Annotated in this window: 17 protein-coding genes; 14 read left to right on the top strand and 3 right to left on the bottom strand. The window is 61.3% G+C overall.

Annotated elements, in window-relative coordinates; translation table 11 throughout:
* Positions 1–517: hypothetical protein (locus R3217_08625; protein MDX1455503.1), on the top strand; the 517-nt coding region annotated here is incomplete at its 5' end.
* A gap of 66 nt (positions 518–583) precedes the next feature.
* Positions 584–1,411 (top strand): DUF6090 family protein, encoded by an 828-nt coding sequence (locus R3217_08620; GenBank protein ID MDX1455502.1) that lies wholly within the window; start codon positions 584–586, stop codon positions 1,409–1,411.
* Between the two features lie 5 nt (positions 1,412–1,416).
* On the opposite strand, the gene R3217_08615 is transcribed toward R3217_08620, so the two are convergent.
* Both R3217_08615 and R3217_08610 read right to left on the bottom strand, forming a co-directional pair.
* Positions 1,417–1,941 carry a GNAT family N-acetyltransferase gene (locus R3217_08615; GenBank protein MDX1455501.1) on the bottom strand — a complete coding sequence of 175 codons (525 nt, stop codon included), beginning with the start codon at positions 1,939–1,941 and terminating at the stop codon, positions 1,417–1,419.
* Between the two features lie 7 nt (positions 1,942–1,948).
* On the bottom strand, positions 1,949–4,042 hold the full coding sequence (locus tag R3217_08610; protein ID MDX1455500.1) for a copper-translocating P-type ATPase: 2,094 nt from the start codon (positions 4,040–4,042) through the stop codon (positions 1,949–1,951).
* A 259-nt stretch (positions 4,043–4,301) separates the two neighbouring features.
* On the opposite strand from R3217_08610, the gene R3217_08605 reads away from it, so the two are divergent.
* From R3217_08605 to R3217_08570, 8 genes are all read left to right on the top strand, one after another.
* Positions 4,302–5,132 carry an ion transporter gene (locus tag R3217_08605; protein MDX1455499.1) on the top strand — a complete coding sequence of 277 codons (831 nt, stop codon included), beginning with the start codon at positions 4,302–4,304 and terminating at the stop codon, positions 5,130–5,132.
* A 40-nt stretch (positions 5,133–5,172) separates the two neighbouring features.
* Complete coding sequence (locus R3217_08600; protein ID MDX1455498.1) at positions 5,173–6,237, top strand: NAD(P)-dependent alcohol dehydrogenase; 1,065 nt, start codon at positions 5,173–5,175, stop codon at positions 6,235–6,237.
* A 74-nt stretch (positions 6,238–6,311) separates the two neighbouring features.
* Positions 6,312–7,250 carry a lipid A deacylase LpxR family protein gene (locus R3217_08595; protein MDX1455497.1) on the top strand — a complete coding sequence of 313 codons (939 nt, stop codon included), beginning with the start codon at positions 6,312–6,314 and terminating at the stop codon, positions 7,248–7,250.
* A gap of 83 nt (positions 7,251–7,333) precedes the next feature.
* Entirely contained in the window at positions 7,334–8,443 is a 1,110-nt protein-coding gene (locus tag R3217_08590; protein MDX1455496.1) for an efflux RND transporter periplasmic adaptor subunit, read from the top strand.
* A gap of 4 nt (positions 8,444–8,447) precedes the next feature.
* Complete coding sequence (locus R3217_08585) at positions 8,448–11,495, top strand: efflux RND transporter permease subunit (GenBank protein ID MDX1455495.1); 3,048 nt, start codon at positions 8,448–8,450, stop codon at positions 11,493–11,495.
* A 61-nt stretch (positions 11,496–11,556) separates the two neighbouring features.
* Positions 11,557–11,961, top strand: a complete 405-nt coding sequence (locus R3217_08580; GenBank protein ID MDX1455494.1) for a hypothetical protein — start codon at positions 11,557–11,559, stop codon at positions 11,959–11,961.
* A gap of 97 nt (positions 11,962–12,058) precedes the next feature.
* Positions 12,059–12,298 (top strand): hypothetical protein, encoded by a 240-nt coding sequence (locus R3217_08575; GenBank protein MDX1455493.1) that lies wholly within the window; start codon positions 12,059–12,061, stop codon positions 12,296–12,298.
* A 14-nt stretch (positions 12,299–12,312) separates the two neighbouring features.
* Positions 12,313–12,501, top strand: coding sequence for a hypothetical protein (locus R3217_08570; protein ID MDX1455492.1), 189 nt, complete (start codon positions 12,313–12,315; stop codon positions 12,499–12,501).
* A 47-nt stretch (positions 12,502–12,548) separates the two neighbouring features.
* Here the strand turns inward: R3217_08570 and R3217_08565 are convergent, their stop codons facing one another.
* Positions 12,549–12,929 carry a TfoX/Sxy family protein gene (locus R3217_08565; GenBank protein ID MDX1455491.1) on the bottom strand — a complete coding sequence of 127 codons (381 nt, stop codon included), beginning with the start codon at positions 12,927–12,929 and terminating at the stop codon, positions 12,549–12,551.
* Between the two features lie 173 nt (positions 12,930–13,102).
* Between R3217_08565 and R3217_08560 the strand changes: the two genes are divergently transcribed.
* The 4 genes from R3217_08560 to R3217_08545 form a co-directional block, all read left to right on the top strand.
* Positions 13,103–13,651 (top strand): hypothetical protein, encoded by a 549-nt coding sequence (locus tag R3217_08560; protein MDX1455490.1) that lies wholly within the window; start codon positions 13,103–13,105, stop codon positions 13,649–13,651.
* A gap of 97 nt (positions 13,652–13,748) precedes the next feature.
* Positions 13,749–14,183: a DoxX family protein gene (locus tag R3217_08555; protein ID MDX1455489.1), complete on the top strand. Its 435-nt coding sequence runs from the start codon at positions 13,749–13,751 to the stop codon at positions 14,181–14,183.
* 145 nt (positions 14,184–14,328) lie between these two features.
* Positions 14,329–15,012 (top strand): ribulose-phosphate 3-epimerase, encoded by a 684-nt coding sequence (gene rpe, locus R3217_08550; protein MDX1455488.1) that lies wholly within the window; start codon positions 14,329–14,331, stop codon positions 15,010–15,012.
* A gap of 199 nt (positions 15,013–15,211) precedes the next feature.
* On the top strand, positions 15,212–15,715 hold a 504-nt coding region (locus tag R3217_08545), incomplete at its 3' end, for an anthranilate synthase component I (protein MDX1455487.1).

The raw sequence follows: 15,715 nt of genomic DNA, 5'->3' as shown, positions 1-15,715 counted from the left end.
CGGCATAGCGCTGGCACTGGCCTGGTATTCCGGCCAGTGCACCGAAGAAGTCTCCTGCGAAGCCGACGTCCAGACCGATCTCGCAAACGGCATCATCACCCAGGATTACATCACCAATACCTGGACGACCAGTACGGCGGACGAAGCGGAACCGAACAATTCTGCTGACGAAGCCAATCCTTTTGTCGTGCCTGCCAGCAGCGGTCTGCTGTATGACGGGACGGCCAACGATGCGACCGACACGGCCGATTACCTGGCACTGGTGCTCGATACCGGCAGCTATGCCATGTATCTCTGCCAGGCGCCGGACAATTGCCTGCAGCCTTTTCTCAGCGGCAATTCACTTCACCTGGAGCTTTATGACCAGAACGGGGTACTGCTGGAATCCACCGCGCTGAGTGGAGGTGAGCATGCTATCCAGCTCGGTGCATCGGCTGGCGTGCTGTATTACCTGGCGGTGATTGCCGACGACACCGGTGGTGCCGACATGGCCTATCGCCTGGTCGTGACCGACTGATTCTTTTCCGACTCCCGTGAAGGGCATGCACTAGACTCTGTGGACCTCTTCCACGGAGTCCGGCCCATGCCTGGTTTCTTCAGCAAGCTGCGTTACAGCCTGGTTCGGGGAGACGGCCTTGCTCGTTACACCAAGTACGCCGTTGGTGAGATCCTGCTGATCAGCATCGGTATCCTGATCGCGATGGAGATCGACAACTGGAACGAGCAGCGCATCGAGCAGCAGGAAATTCATCAGTATGCGCGGGCGCTGGTCGACGACCTGAAGGCGGACCTGGAGATGATCGATCCCGTCTTCCGGCAATCAAAGAACCAGTATGAGCGAGCCGGGTGGCTGGGTGACTATGTTCGCGGCAAGGAGCTCGACGAGCTCGACTCCTTGTTGCTCTATGCACTGACCCGCCGCACCGGTTACCGGCCTTTTTCCTGGAGTCGCACGGCCATCGACCAGCTGCGCGCTTCCGGTGCGCTGCGCCAGATGCAGGATCGCGAGCTGGTGAAGAAGATTGCGGCCTATGTCGCCCTGACCTACCACCTGGATGAAGACTACGTCTCGGATGTTGCTGCGGGAAAAGCGGCGGCTGCCAGCACCGCAAAGGTCGTCGACCTGAACCTCGACAATGTTGACGAGATGTACGACATCCTGGACGTGGATTTCGAAGATGAAGGCCCGCCCAGCCTGGCGGCCTACCTGGAGTCCTTTGCCGAAATGGACGCGCTTGAACGCGAGCCGCTGCTGGTCGATGACATCAGGGAGGTCCAGGTGATGGTCAATGCCTTCGTGAACCTGGGCAGGGCGATGGGGGCACGTCCCCGCCATGAAATCCCGAAGTTGATCACCATGGCCGAGGAACTGATCGGGCTGCTGGACGAGGAATATCCGCCGCTGGATTGACGAGCTCAGTCGAGTGGCATGCGGAAGCCGAAGATCTCCCAGCCATCGGCGGCGATGTCGAGTTCCTCGGCGCGCGCGAACCCCATCTTTTCATACATGGCCCAGGCGTCCTGCATGGCGCGCGTGGTGTGGAGCACGAACTGGGCGTGACCCGCGTCACGGGCACGCTGCATGCAGGCATGCGTCAGCGCCTTGCCGACACCCTTGCCACGGAATTTCTCGTCCACTGCCAGCAAGCGCATGCCCGAGGTGTCGGTCAGCGTGGTGACAAATCCCTTGTGGCGATACTGCGACATGTCGTTGACGTAGACGCAGCCGCCCATCAGCTCGTCATTGTCTGTTACCGCAACCAGCAGGGTAGTGGCCGGCTTCTCGGCCAGCTTGCCGATGTTCGCCAGGCGCTCGTAATAGGCCGGCTGCTCGTCTGGCTTGGGAAAACCGTCCAGTGCGATGTAGGCACGCGTCATCAGTTCGCCAAGCGTGGCGTATTCCTGCGACGTCGCCGCCCGGATGTGAATCTCGCCGGTCATGAATTCCTCAGAGTTTGCGAACGTTCAACCGGAGCGCATTGCCGATCACCGACACCGAGCTGAACGACATTGCCGCGGCAGCAATCATCGGCGACAGCAGGATGCCGAAGAAGGGGTACAGCACGCCGGCCGCGATCGGTACGCCGAGGCCATTGTAGCCGAAGGCAAACCAGAGGTTCTGCTGGATGTTGCCAACGGTTGCCTCGGACAGGCGTCGCGCCTTCAGGAGGCCGCCGAGGTCGCCGCGCATCAGCGTCACGGCCGCACTTTCCATCGCGATATCGGTACCGGAGCCCATGGCAATGCCGACATCGGCCTGCGCCAGCGCGGGAGCATCGTTGATGCCATCGCCTGCCATCGCAACGACCTGGCCCTGTTCCTGCAAATCCTTCACCGCTTGCGCCTTGTCCTCGGGGTGCACATCGGCAATGACGTCGTCGATATCGAGTTCCGCCGCTACGGCTTTTGCGGTCTTCTCGTTGTCGCCGGTCAGCATGATGATCTTCATGCCGGCCGCGCGAATCTCCCGGAGCGCCTGCGGGGTGGTCTCCTTGATGCGGTCGGCGACCGCCAGGATGCCGGCCAGCTTGTTGTCGACGGCCAGGTACATGACGGTACGCGCCTTGTCGCGCCATGCCTCGGCCTTGTCGGCCAGCGCGGCCATGTCGATGTTTTCCTTGTCCATCAGGCTGCGATTGCCCAGCGCCAGTGAACGTCCATCGAGCTTGCCGACGACGCCGGCGCCGGTGACCGAATCGAAGTTCTCCACCTTGCCGATGTCGAGCTCGCGTTCTTTTGCCGCCCCGAGAATGGCGGACGCCAGCGGATGCTCGCTGCCGGTTTCCAGCGCGGCCGCGAATGCGAGGACTTCGTCATCGCTGAAGCTGTCCGTGGCGGCAACATCCTGCAGTGCCGGCTTGCCCTCGGTGATCGTGCCGGTCTTGTCGATCAGCAGGGTGTCGACCTTGCGCAAGGTCTCGATGGCTTCGGCATCACGGAACAGCACGCCGAGTTTCGCGCCACGGCCGGTGGCGACCATGATGGAAACCGGCGTGGCCAGGCCCAGGGCGCAGGGGCAGGCGATGATCAGCACCGCCACGGCATTGACGATGGCATAGGCCATGCGGGGTTCGGGCCCGAACAGCGCCCAGGCAATGAACGCGAGGATGGCCGTGACCACTACCGATGGCACGAACCAGGCCGACACGCGGTCGGCCAGCTTCTGGATCGGTGCGCGAGATCGCTGCGCCTCGGACACCAGCGTCACGATCTGCGACAGGATGGTGTCGCTGCCGACCTGGGTGACCTCGACGAGCATGCTGCCGGTATTGTTGATGGTCGCGCCGTATACCTTGTCGCCGCTTTCCTTGGCCACCGGTTCCGCTTCGCCCGTCAGCATCGATTCGTCGACCCGCGAACTGCCCTCGATCACCTCGCCATCCAGCGGGATCTTCTCGCCAGGCTTGACGCGCAGCCGGTCGCCGACAGCAATTTCGTCAATCGCGACTTCCTCTTCCTTGCCGGCATCGTCAATGCGTCGGGCCGTGTCCGGTGCGAGCTCCAGCAAGGAACGGATCGCCTGGCTGGTCGCACTGCGCGCCTTCAGCTCCAGTACCTGGCCGAGCAGCACCAGGGTGACAATCACTGCCGCGGCTTCGAAGTACACCCCCACCTCGCCATGTTCGTTGCGGAAGGCAGCGGGAAACCACTCCGGTGCGAGCCAGGCGAACAGGCTGAACACCCAGGACACGCCGGTACCCAGCGCGATCAAGGTGAACATGTTGGGACTGCGATTGACGATCGAACGCCAGCCGCGCTGGAAGAATGGCCAGCCGCCCCAGAGCACGACCGGTGTCGAGAGAACGAGTTCCAGCCAGCCTCCGATATTGCGCGGCAGGATCTCGTGCAGCGGAATCCAGGCAACATGCGAGGACATGGCAATGACGAAGACCGGCAGCGTCAGCAGCGCGCTGATCCAGAAGCGCCGTCGCATGTCATCGAGCTCGGTGGTGTCTTCCTCCAGCGACGCGCCTTTCGGCTCCAGCGCCATGCCGCAGATGGGGCAGCTTCCGGGGCCGTACTGCTCGATTTCCGGGTGCATGGGACAGGTGTAGAGCGTGCGCCCGGTCGGGTCCGGCGCGGCTGCCTCCGAGGGCTTGCGATCCTGGCCCTGGTGGCAGTGGTGTTCATTCATGCGATGCCCTCCGGGCGAGCAATTTCTTCCACGATAGCAAAGCTGTCAACCCCCTGCCGATGGCGAATCGAGGTCTTTTCATGCCGGCTCGCGCGAGCGTTTCGACAGCGGCGCTGCCAGCCGCCATAATCGGGCCTTTCCCATTTGTCGGAGAATCAGCAAGGTCATGGTTGCAGTCATGCAGGGAGCGTTGCGCCAACGCGTCGGAAGCTGGGTGGAAAGCCCGCTGGTGCAGAATTTCATCATTGCGGTGATCGTTTTCAATGCCATTACCCTGGGCCTGGAAACATCGCCCTGGATGCAGGAACGATTCGGGAGCGTATTGCATGCCCTGGACCGCCTGATCCTCGGAATCTTCGTTGTCGAGATACTGGTGAAGCTGTTTGCCTATCGCCTGCGGTTCTTCGTCAGTGGCTGGAACCTTTTCGATTTCTTCATCGTTGCCATTTCGCTGGTTCCCGGGTCCGGCCCCCTGTCCATTCTTCGCAGCCTGCGAATCCTCCGCGTGTTGCGCCTGCTGTCCAGCATCAAGCGCCTGCGCATGATCATCGAATCCCTGCTCGCGGCCATTCCCAGCATCGGCTGGATCATGCTGCTGCTCGGCATGGTCTTCTATATCTTCGCGGTCATGGGTACCCAGATGTTCGGCGAGGCCTTCCCGGCCTGGTTCGGTTCGGTAGGTGCGTCGCTTTATACCCTGTTCCAGGTCATGACGCTCGAAAGCTGGTCCATGGGAATTGCCCGTCCGGTGATGCAGGAATTTGCCTACGCGTGGTTGTATTTCGTTCCGTTCATCCTCATCTCGGCATTTACGATCCTGAACGTTTTCATTGGCATCATCGTGAATACCATGCAAGCGCTGCATGCCGAGGAAGAGGAGGCCCTGCACAGGGCGATGGAAGAGCGAGCCCATGCCGAACGCGCGGAAATGATCGGCATGCTGGAAGCACTCACCACGGAAGTGGCCGAGCTGAAGCAGCGCCTGCCGGAAAGGTAGGCGTGTTGCATTCTGCCGGCGCAGGAAGGAGGTAAGACGCATGAGCGAGAATCGGACAATGGCAAGGGCCTATGCGGCACGATCGGCCGACAGCGGCCTGGCGCCGCATGACATCGAGCGGCGCGAGCTGCGTGACGACGATGTCGCCATCGAGATCGACTACTGCGGTGTCTGCCACACCGACATCCACTTTGCCGAAGACGACTGGGGTCGGACGAAGTATCCGGTCGTGCCCGGACATGAAATCATCGGTCATGTCACGGCAGTGGGTTCGAAGGTGAAGCAATACGAACCGGGCGACATGGTCGGCGTCGGCTGCATGGTGGATTCCTGTCGCCAGTGCCAGCCCTGCGAGGAAGGCCTGGAGCAGTTCTGCGCGGAAGGATTCACCAGCACCTACAACAGCCCGGACCGCCACGATGGCACGATCACCTCCGGCGGCTACTCGGAACGCGTGGTGGTATCCGAGCGCTTCGTTGTGCGCCTGCCGAAGAAACTCGATCCGGCCGCCGCCGCACCGATACTCTGTGCCGGCATCACGACTTACTCGCCATTGCGTCATTTCGGCATCCGCAAGGGCGACCGGGTCGGCGTGGTCGGCATGGGCGGCCTCGGCCACATGGGTGTGAAATTCGCGAACGCCATGGGTGCGGAAGTGACCCTGTTCACTCGCTCCGAAAACAAGGTTGCCGAAGCGAAGTCGCAAGGCGCGCATCACGTTGTCATCTCGACCGACAAGGCGCAGATGAAAGCCGCCGCCGGTTCGCTGGATTTCATTCTCAATACCGTGCCGGTGCCGCACGACCTCAATCCCTACATCAACTGTCTCAAGCATGATGGTGTGATGTGCATGGTCGGCCTGATCCAGCCCCTGGAAGATCCGTTGAATATCGGTGGCCTGATCGGCAAGCGTCGCGTGCTGGCCGGTTCGCTGATCGGCGGCATGCCGGAAACCCAGGAAGTGCTCGATTTCTGTGCCGAGCATGACATCAGCTGCGATATCGAAATGCTCGACATCAAGAACATCAACGAAGCCTACGAGCGCATGAAGAAGGGTGATGTGAAGTATCGCTTCGTGATCGACACGGCCAGCCTTCGCGGCTGATGAGGCCAGCAAGTCGTTCAGATCTTGAAGCGGCCTTCTCTCGCCGCTTGCCAGGTTCGACGTGCTTGCTGCCCGTGCTTGCATTGCTCCTGGCGATGCCGGCCCGGGCGGATGGCGTTTTCGATATCTCCTGGGATAACGACCTCCTGGCCGGCACCGACCAGGGCTACACCAACGGCATTCGCTTCAGTTATCTCGATGCTCTCGATCTCGACGACAGCTCGCCCTGGCATGCCTTGCCAGGCTTCGATGCGCAGGCCGAGCAGGCAGCGGTCTGGAGCCTGCAGCAATACATGGTCACGCCCGAGGACATCACCACCACGGCGCCAGTGTTCGATGACCTGCCGTACCTCGGCTACCTCGGCATCTCCGGTTCGATCTGGAACTGGCAAGGGGATCGACTGAGCGGCTATGGACTGACGCTGGGCGTGATCGGACCGAACTCGGGCGCCGAGAACACGCAGCGGCAAGTGCATCGCCTGATTGGCAGCACCATTCCCCAGGGCTGGGACAACCAGATCGGCGAGGCCTGGACGCTGGGTGTTGCGCATTATGGTGCCATCCGATATCGCTTCAATACGGCACCTGGCGATCTCGAGAAGCAGTGGGTCTGGGGTTACGAAACCACGGCCGGCAACTGGATCGTCAATGCGCAGCTTGGCGGCATCTTCCGCATCGGGCGGAACATTCCCGGCAATTTCATACCGGATTACTCGGGCCGCTCGGCACCGGTCGCGCTGCCCGGGCTTTACAGTGCGAACGCGACGCAAAGCGGCTGGTCATTCTTCGCGGGGGCGGCGATCGAGGCCGTACCGTATGCCTATCTCGAGGATCACCACGAGCCATTCGTCTACGAGCAGGAGCGCCTGATCGGCCATGTCGGCTTTGGATTGAACTGGTACACCCCGGGCTTCGACGTCACGTTGATCCTGCGCGCCAACAGCAATGTCAGTGAAACGCGACCCGACCCCCTGCGCTACGGCACCATCGCTTTCACCTGGACGCTGGAGTGACCAGCCCTGCCTGAGAACGCCCGCCGGCTGCCTTCGCTATACTGAAAGGCATTCACGTCATTCATCATGCAGGGGGCGCCATGATGCCTTTGAAACGTTTTGCCTTGATTTCCCTGGCCCTGCTTGTCCCGGGACTGGGCCTGACCGCCTGTGATCGCGGGCCCGCGGAGGAGCGCGCAGCGCCCGTCCGTGGTCTCAAGGCGATGACGGTTTCCGAATCCGCGGCCGTGCAGCTGCGCCGGTATCCCAGCGTGATCGAGCCGGCCGACCAGTCGCCATTGTCTTTCGAGGTCGGTGGCCGTATCGAAAAGCTGCCGATGGAAGTCGGCATGGACGTCGAGGTTGGCGACCTGCTGGCCGCCCTCGATGCGCGCTCCTACGAACTGCAGCGAGACCAGGCCGACGCGCGGCTGGACGAGGCCAATGCCAATCTCGAGACGGCCCGCAGCCAGTACCGCCGCAACCAGGAGCTGGCCGAGCAGGGGCTGGTGGCCACCAAGACCCTGGAGGATTCCAAGTCGGCGCTGGATGCTGCTGTCGCCCAGGCCAGCCAGGCCGAGCGACAGTTCAACCTGGCCGAACGCGATTACGGCAAGACGCGCCTGCTGGCGCCATTTACCGGGCGCATCGCCAGTGTGACGGTCGATCCCTTCGAGCAGGTGTCCCCGGGGCAACGCGTGGGCGCCATCTACAGCGAGCAGGGCTTCGAGGTGTCGTTCAGCGTGCCGGCCTCCGTGCTGGAGCAGCTGGAGGTCGGTACTGCCGTGCGCATCGATGTTCCCGACCTCAAGCTCGAAGCGGTGCAGGGGCGCATTTCCGAGCTGGGTAACCGGGCTTCCGAAGTGTCTTCCTTCCCGGTCACCGTGACGGTAGTCGAGCCGCCGCCGCGCCTGCGTGCGGGCATGGCGGCCGAGGTCGAGCTGGATGTGGCCGCCCTGCGCGGGGCGGGTTACCTCGTACCCCTGAGTGCGTTCGAATTCGATGCCAACGAAGACCTGCAGATGGCCGGGCGTCTCTGGGTGTATGACGCCGAGAGCAGCACGGTGAGCTCGCGCATGGTCCAGATTTCCGGCGTGCGGGGCAACGAGCTGATTGTCAGTGACGGTCTGGAGATCGGTGATGTCGTGGCTGTTGCGGGCGTGTCCTACTTGCGCGAAGGGCAGCGGGTGAACCTGCTGCCGATGCAGGAGTAAGGCCATGCTTGGCAAATTGACGGCAGCGGCGCTGCAGCAATCGCGCCTGACCCTGTTCATCATGTTGATGCTCGCGATCGGCGGCTCGATGCTTTACGCGGACTTCCCGAAACGCGAAAACCCCGAGATCACCATTCGCACGGCAATCATCATTGCCAAGTTTCCCGGCATGCATCCGGATCGCATGGAGCTGCTGATTGCCGAGCCGATGGAAAGGAAAATCCGCGAGCTCGGCCCGGTCAAGAACATACGCACACGGGTGCAGCTGGGTGAAGTGCGCATCCGGCTGGAGATCAATGACCTGGCCGAGGACCTGCCCGGTATCTGGCAGGACCTGCGCAACAAGATGGACGAGGTGGCGAGAGAGCTCCCCGAGGGTACGCGCGGACCGTTCGTGAACACGGACTACGGCGATGTCGCTGTCGCGACGATCGCAATGACGGCCGAGGGTTTCAGCTACCCCGAGATGGAAAAGGCCGCCAAGGAACTGCAGCGTGACCTCTACCTGATCGAGGGTATCGACAAGGTGGCGCTGTTCGGCGTACAGGAAGAGCGCATCTGGCTGGAATACGATGCGCAGCGACTGGCGGCAAATGGCGCGCAGTCATCGCAGCTGGTGGAGGACATCCAGGCCCAGAATGTCATCCTTCCCGCGGGCAGCCTGCAGACGGAAGAGAGCGCCTTGCCCGTGCGCGCCTCGGGTGACCTGCAAGGTGTCGACGAGATTCGCAGCCTGGTCAGCCAGGTCGTGGGCAGTGAAAATTTCACCGTGCTCGAAGACCTTGCCACGGTCCGGCGCGGCGTGGTCTCGCCACCCGAAGCGCCAGTAAGCTTCAACGGTCGCCCGGCGCTGGTGCTGGCTGTCGAAATGCGCGGCGGCCTGGACATTTCACGCATTGGCGATGATCTCGAGCGCACCGTGCAGGATTTCGAGAACAGCTTGCCGATCGGTTACGAGCTGTCGTTTGCCACCTTCCAGCCAGGTGACGTGGAAGTTGCCGTAAGCGGCGCCGTGCGAAACGTGCTGCAGACGCTCGCTGTGGTGCTGGCGGTGGTGATGCTTTTTCTTGGCGTGCGCGCCGGTCTCATCACGGCATCGATCGTGCCGTTCTCCGTGCTGTTCGCGCTGTTCGGCATGAGCTTTGCCGGCATCCAGCTGGAGCAGGTGTCGATTGCCGCCATCATCATTTCGCTGGGCCTGCTGGTCGATAACGGGGTCGTTGTGGTCGAAGACATGCTCACCCGGGTACAGGCGGGCGAGGATCCGGAGGAGGCGGCACGCAATGTCGGCCAGCAGTTTGCCAGTCCCTTGCTGATCTCTTCCCTGACGACCATCTTCGCCTTCCTGCCGCTGATGCTGATGTCCGGGGCGCGCGGTGAGTATGCATTTTCCCTGGGTGGCGTGGTCACGCTGACCTTGATCGGCTCCTGGGTGACGTCGATGGTGTTCCTGCCCTTCGTCGCTGCGAAGTTCATTCGCCGCAGGACCGCGAAGGATTCGTCGATTACCGAAAGCAGCGGTGCGCTCGAGCGGCATTACCTGCCCGTGCTGAAGACGGCGACTCGGCATCCGCGTGGCACGGTGGCGATCATCTACCTGCTGTGCTTCAGCGTCGTCTTCCTGTTCCCGATGTTGAAGAAGGAACTGTTCCCGGATTCCGAACGCAACCAGTTGCTGATCTACATGGACCTGCCGAACGATGCCAGCGTCATGCGCACCCAGGCAGCTGCGCGCGAGGTGTCCGATTGGTTGATGGACAAGGAGACCAACCCGGAAGTGATCAACCACGTCACCTACATCGACGGTGGTGGACCGCGCTTCTATCTCTCCCTGAATCCGCTGGAGCCGGATCCTTCGATGGCGTTCTTCATCGTCACGACTACGGATTTCGAATCGGCCAGGACCTTGCGGGCGCGCGGCCGTCGCTACTTCATCGAGAATCACCCGGAAGCGCGGTTCACATTGAAGATGCTGTCGATGGGGCCCGGAGAAGCCGGCCTGGTCGACGTGCAGGTGGCAGGCAAGGATTCGCGCGAGCTGTTCGAAATTGCGCAGCAGGTACGCAACATCTTTGCCGATGTGCCGGGGATCGTGCAGAACGAGGATGACTGGGGCGAGCGGATCGCCAACATGTACATCGATATCGACCAGTCACGCGCCCAGCGCCTGGGCTTGAGTTCTCAGGCCGTTTCCGAGGCCCTTCGACGGTACCTGGATGGCTACGAGATTTCCGAGTACCGCGAGGGCACGGACAGCATTCCGATTGTCGCGCGGATGATGGAATCGCAGCGCGATGGCATCGACGATGTCCTCAATCTATCCATCGGTACCGGCAATGGCACGGTGGCCCTCGAGCAATTCGCGACCATCGGTCCGGTGTTCGATTACTCGACGGTGCGGCGCCTGAACCAGCAACGCACGGTGACCATTACCGGCAAGAGCGAGTTCCTCGCCGCCGACCAGTTGCTGGCGGAAATCCAGCCGGAACTCGATGCGCTGGATACCGGCGGCGCGACCATCACCATCGGAGGCGAGCTGGCCGACCAGAAGGAAATTTTCAGCGACCTTGGTCGCGGTGTGCCGATCGGGCTGGTGTTGATGGTCGTGGTGATCATCATCCAGTTCAATTCCTTCCGGCGTACCGCGCTGGTCTTCATGTGCATTCCGCTGGTGATCTTCGGCGTTCCGATCGGCCTCTTGCTGCTTGGCGAGCCGATGAGTTTCTTCGGCTTGCTGGGCTTCATCGCGCTGTCCGGCATCATCATCAACAACGCCATCGTGCTGATCGACCAGATCGATGTGGAACGCCAGGACAAGCCACTGGTCCAGGCCGTGATCGAGGGCTCGCGCAAGCGCGTGCGGCCGATCCTGCTGACCTCGGCAACTACCGTGATCGGCCTCGTGCCGCTGTATCTCTTCGGTGGGCCGTTGTGGTCGCCACTGGCCACCGTGATGATGTTCGGACTGGCCTTCGCCTCCTTGATGTCGCTGGTCTTCTCGCCGGCTGCTTACGTCTGGCTGATGCGGGATGAAAACGAGGCCGGGGCGTGACGGCAGGCACGGTGATCATGGGCTAAGGTTCTGGTAAGGCTTGATTTACTGGAGGTGTGCCATGGGTGGATTGATGGGAAGTACCGTGTTGTTGTCGAAGGTCATCGGCATCGTGTTGCTGGTGGTCGGCGTGGCGATGCTGGTGCGCAAGGATTACTGGAAGGGCGTGATCGCGAAGGAATTCGCCTCGAACAACCTGCTGCGCTTCATGCTGGCCTTGATCGAGATGACGGCGGGGCTGTTCATTGTCCTACAGCACAATCTCTGGGGATCACTGGCAGCGGGCATCGTGTCGTTCATGGGCTGGGCGATGGCGATCGAGGGCGCGAGCTACCTGTTCCTGTCGGAGTCGGCAATCAACCGCATCCTGAAGATCTTCAATCGCGATGCCTGGTATCTCTTCGGCAGCGTGCTGGGATTGATCGCGGGCGCCTATCTCGTCGCGACAGGTTTCGGATGGCTTTGATGCTGTGATGGCTTTCCAGGCGGCACCCATCGGGCTAGGCTGGACCTCGCTCGAGGGGAGCGTTGTTCATTTTCCTATCAAAACACGGGGGAAGGCCATGACCGATTCGAATGCATCAGGGAAGCCGGAAGGCGACAATAACGACAAGCCATCGAAAATGCCGGCAGGCTCTAGCATCGGCATGGGCCTGATGCTGGGCATCATTTTCGGCACGATTTTCGGTAACGTCGGCCTTGGTATTGCGCTCGGCATTCTTGTCGGTGCGGCGGTCGATGCTCGCAGGCGCAAGAAGGCGTCGAAAAAGAACGAAGCCCCGGACATGGGCAACTCCGGCTGACAGGAGTAAATGACATGGCAAGGGATCCGAAACGCTGGATTGGCCAGCTGATCCTGGTCGTTGGCATCGTCCTGATGGGTATCGCTGCCGTATCGATCTACAACAGCGAGCTTGATTCCCGCGAAGTGCTGGTGATCACCATTCTCTCCGCCGGCTTCGTGCTGGTGGTGCTGGGTGTCACCCGCCTCACCCGCAAGCTCTAAGGCCACGCGCTCCCGCCGGGTACCGGGACGACAGGCGCTGACCCAGGTCAGCGTTTCTTTTCTGGTTTCCCGCTGGTTTTCTCCCGGGGTTTTTTCTTTGCAGCCGCCCGCAGTGCAGCATCGATCCCGAGGCGGCACCAGCTGCGCATCGCCTCGGGATCTTCCAGCGCCGCTTCCGGCACGTTGAAATACGACATTTCCCCGCGCTTGCCCTTCATCTCCACCACGAAGGGCCCGGAGCCCTCTGCTTCGAAGGCGGCGCGGTTGTTGTCATCCACTTTTATGTAAAGCGTGTCGTCCGCGACCAGCGCGAACATCCGGTCGTCGCTGTAAATGCCGTGCCCGCCGAACATCGCCCGTTTCCTGAGGCCGGGAATGCCCGCCATCAGCTCGTCGAGGTAATCCAGGAAGTCTTTGGAATTGCCCATACGCGGAGTATAGCCAGAATGGTCACCTGGCCTGGAGCGTTCCAACCTATTGTTTTTATGGCAGAAAAAACAAGGTCTCCAATCGCCACCGCAAAAAGGGCTGAAAACCCCATGAAAGTTGCTAGAGTGAGGCAGGGGTTTATGTTCAATAAATGAAGCAAGGGGCATCAATCGTGTTCAGCAAGTTCAAGGACGGTCTCGCCTTCGGCGCAGGCTTCGGTATCAGCTTCATCATCATTTTCTATTTCGCCAGTTTCGGTATGTCAGCAGTCTGGAGTCTGATGGCGTCCGGCAACGATACGGCGATCGAGCAGGAAAGCGGCAAGCAACCGTGCGATTCGAAAAAGCTTGATGAGGATGAGGCCCAATCGCAATTGTCATCCATGGACGTCTGGGAATGGCCGCTCGATGCACGACTAGAAGATGCGGAACTCATCCTGATCCTGACCTATGAAGCGGGCGAGGACGGACGCAACATCGCCATAATCACGGACATCCTCAAGCAGCAGGAACCCGCGCGGTACAAAGAGGGTGATGAATTTTCCAGCGAGAGTTTCTACCCTGGTGGCAACCGTCGGTCGCTGGTCGGCAAACAGGTTTTCGTCCTTGAAGGGGACAGGTACTCCACCACGTCCGGTATTTACGATGGTCATGTGCCTGCTCTGGAAAACATCTCCATCGACAAAATGCGAAAAACCCTGGAAGCACAGAAAGGGAAGTGAAAACAGCTTCGAGAGGTCTTGGATCAACCTGAAGACAAACGGATTTCGACCTCGGTTATTCTTTGGACGGGATTCAATAACAAAGGGGTGAACGTACATGGACACATCGCGTTTGATTTTTCCGAAGCTGGGCGGCCTGTATCGCAAGCTGGGTGATCCGGTCGAGGCGCTGCTGCGCATTACCTCGGGCCTGGCGCTGGTGACGCATGGCTGGCCGAAGATCCAGGACCCGCTGTCCCGGGCCGGCTGGCTGGAAGGCATGGGTTTCTGGCCTGGCGAATTCTGGGCGGTGGGGCTGGCCGTGATCGAGTTCTTTGGCGGCATCCTGGTTGCGCTGGGGCTGTTCACCCGTCCGGCGGCGCTGGGCGCGAGCATCGTGCTGGCCGTGACGATCTGGTACCACTGGTTCCTGCAGGCCGAGGGGTTTTCCGGCGCGGAAAAGTCCATCCTCTGGACGGCGATCATGCTGTATTTCGCCGTGCATGGCGCCAGGGCCATTTCGCTGGACAAGCTGATGCGCCGCGAATTCTGAGAATTCCCGGACAGCGACGCGCCCCGGGTTCCTTGAGGTTCCGGGGCGTTTTTCGTTGGGGTCGGGATATGAGAGCAGGCGCTGACGAGCGCCTGCCGAATCGGGTAAAGTAGCGGCCTCAAGACACCCGATTCGGAGAGACCGCATGCAGCCGCCGCTTATCGCCCCCAGCATTCTCAGTGCCGACTTTGCCCGCCTGGGCGAGGAAGTGGATGCGGTGCTCGCCGCGGGCGCGGACATCGTGCATTTCGACGTGATGGACAACCACTACGTCCCGAACCTCACCATCGGCCCGCTGGTCTGCGAAGCGCTGCGCAAGCATGGCGTGACGGCACCGATCGACGTGCACCTGATGGTCAAGCCGGTGGATCGCATCATCCCGGATTTCGCCAAGGCGGGCGCCAGCTACATCACCTTCCACCCGGAAGCCTCCGAGCACATCGACCGCACCCTGGGCCTGATCAAGGAATCCGGCTGCAAGGCGGGCCTGGTGTTCAACCCGGCCACGCCGCTGTCGCACCTGCACCACGTCATGGACAAGGTCGACATGGTGCTGATCATGTCGGTGAACCCCGGTTTCGGCGGCCAGAAGTTCATCCCGGAAGCGCTTCACAAGCTGAAGACCGCGCGGCAGCTGATCGACCAGCATGAAAAGGCGACCGGCCACAGCATTCGCCTGGAAATCGATGGCGGCGTGAAAGTGGACAACATCCGCGAGATCGCGGCCGCCGGCGCGGATACCTTTGTGGCCGGCTCGGCCATCTTCGGCGCAGACGATTACGCCGCGACCATCAAGAAGATGCGCGAGGAGATTGCTGCGGCTGGTTGACAGCCAAAGCAGGGGCCGGGTTTAATCGGACCTCAGCTCCATTCTTTCCGAGCTAGACGACACGACTGATGAACATGCCCATGGGTCAACAAGACGACAAGGACCGCCTTTCCTGGCGATGGTGATTTCCTGCTGATACACCCGATGGGTGTGTCGCCCTTGTTGCGTGTTCGATCCACCAGTTTCCAGCGAGAGCCCCATGTCGTCAGCGTCACCTGAAAACTCGTCCTTTACCCATCGCCATGTTGCGCGCGAGATCCTGGCTGATCTCGACACGCCGCTGTCGGCTTACCTGAAGCTTTGCCATGCCCATGGTGAACAAGCGCTGGCTGACGGTACTTTCCTGCTGGAGTCCGTGCAGGGCGGCGAGCGCTGGGGTCGCTATTCCATCATCGGCCTGCCGGCCTCGGAAGAAGTCCGCGTTCGCGCGGGCCTGTTCTCCCATGTGAAGGACGGCAAGACCCTGGATCAGCGCCAGGTGGATGATCCGCTAGCGGCAATCCGCGAATTTGCATCCCGGTACCGCGTTCGTCCCGATGCTCGCCTGCCGCGCTTTGCCGGTGGGTTGGTGGGTTACTTCGGCGCTGAAACCATTCGTTACACCGAGGCGCGACTTGCCGCGAACCCGCGGCCTACTGAAGAGCAGGATGACATTCGCCTGTTGGTCGCGTGCGACCTGGTGATTTTCGACAACCTGCGCGGT

It is taken from the genome of Gammaproteobacteria bacterium, assembly GCA_033720895.1.
In the GTDB taxonomy this organism is placed as follows: Bacteria; Pseudomonadota; Gammaproteobacteria; order Natronospirales; family JAJUFS01; genus JAWWBS01.
This window is presented reverse-complemented; position numbering and strand designations above follow the sequence as displayed.

What these genes read in the sequence shown, in the direction of transcription:
- R3217_08620 (MDX1455502.1), top strand. Translation starts at nt 584, where the DNA reads ATGCCTGGTTTCTTCAGCAAGCTGCGTTACAGCCTGGTTCGGGGAGAC.
- R3217_08615 (MDX1455501.1), bottom strand. Translation starts at nt 1,941, where the DNA reads ATGACCGGCGAGATTCACATCCGGGCGGCGACGTCGCAGGAATACGCC.
- R3217_08610 (MDX1455500.1), bottom strand. Translation starts at nt 4,042, where the DNA reads ATGCACCCGGAAATCGAGCAGTACGGCCCCGGAAGCTGCCCCATCTGC.
- R3217_08605 (MDX1455499.1), top strand. Translation starts at nt 4,302, where the DNA reads ATGGTTGCAGTCATGCAGGGAGCGTTGCGCCAACGCGTCGGAAGCTGG.
- R3217_08600 (MDX1455498.1), top strand. Translation starts at nt 5,173, where the DNA reads ATGAGCGAGAATCGGACAATGGCAAGGGCCTATGCGGCACGATCGGCC.
- R3217_08590 (MDX1455496.1), top strand. Translation starts at nt 7,334, where the DNA reads ATGCCTTTGAAACGTTTTGCCTTGATTTCCCTGGCCCTGCTTGTCCCG.
- R3217_08585 (MDX1455495.1), top strand. Translation starts at nt 8,448, where the DNA reads ATGCTTGGCAAATTGACGGCAGCGGCGCTGCAGCAATCGCGCCTGACC.
- R3217_08580 (MDX1455494.1), top strand. Translation starts at nt 11,557, where the DNA reads ATGGGTGGATTGATGGGAAGTACCGTGTTGTTGTCGAAGGTCATCGGC.
- R3217_08575 (MDX1455493.1), top strand. Translation starts at nt 12,059, where the DNA reads ATGACCGATTCGAATGCATCAGGGAAGCCGGAAGGCGACAATAACGAC.
- R3217_08570 (MDX1455492.1), top strand. Translation starts at nt 12,313, where the DNA reads ATGGCAAGGGATCCGAAACGCTGGATTGGCCAGCTGATCCTGGTCGTT.
- R3217_08565 (MDX1455491.1), bottom strand. Translation starts at nt 12,929, where the DNA reads ATGGGCAATTCCAAAGACTTCCTGGATTACCTCGACGAGCTGATGGCG.
- R3217_08555 (MDX1455489.1), top strand. Translation starts at nt 13,749, where the DNA reads ATGGACACATCGCGTTTGATTTTTCCGAAGCTGGGCGGCCTGTATCGC.
- rpe (MDX1455488.1), top strand. Translation starts at nt 14,329, where the DNA reads ATGCAGCCGCCGCTTATCGCCCCCAGCATTCTCAGTGCCGACTTTGCC.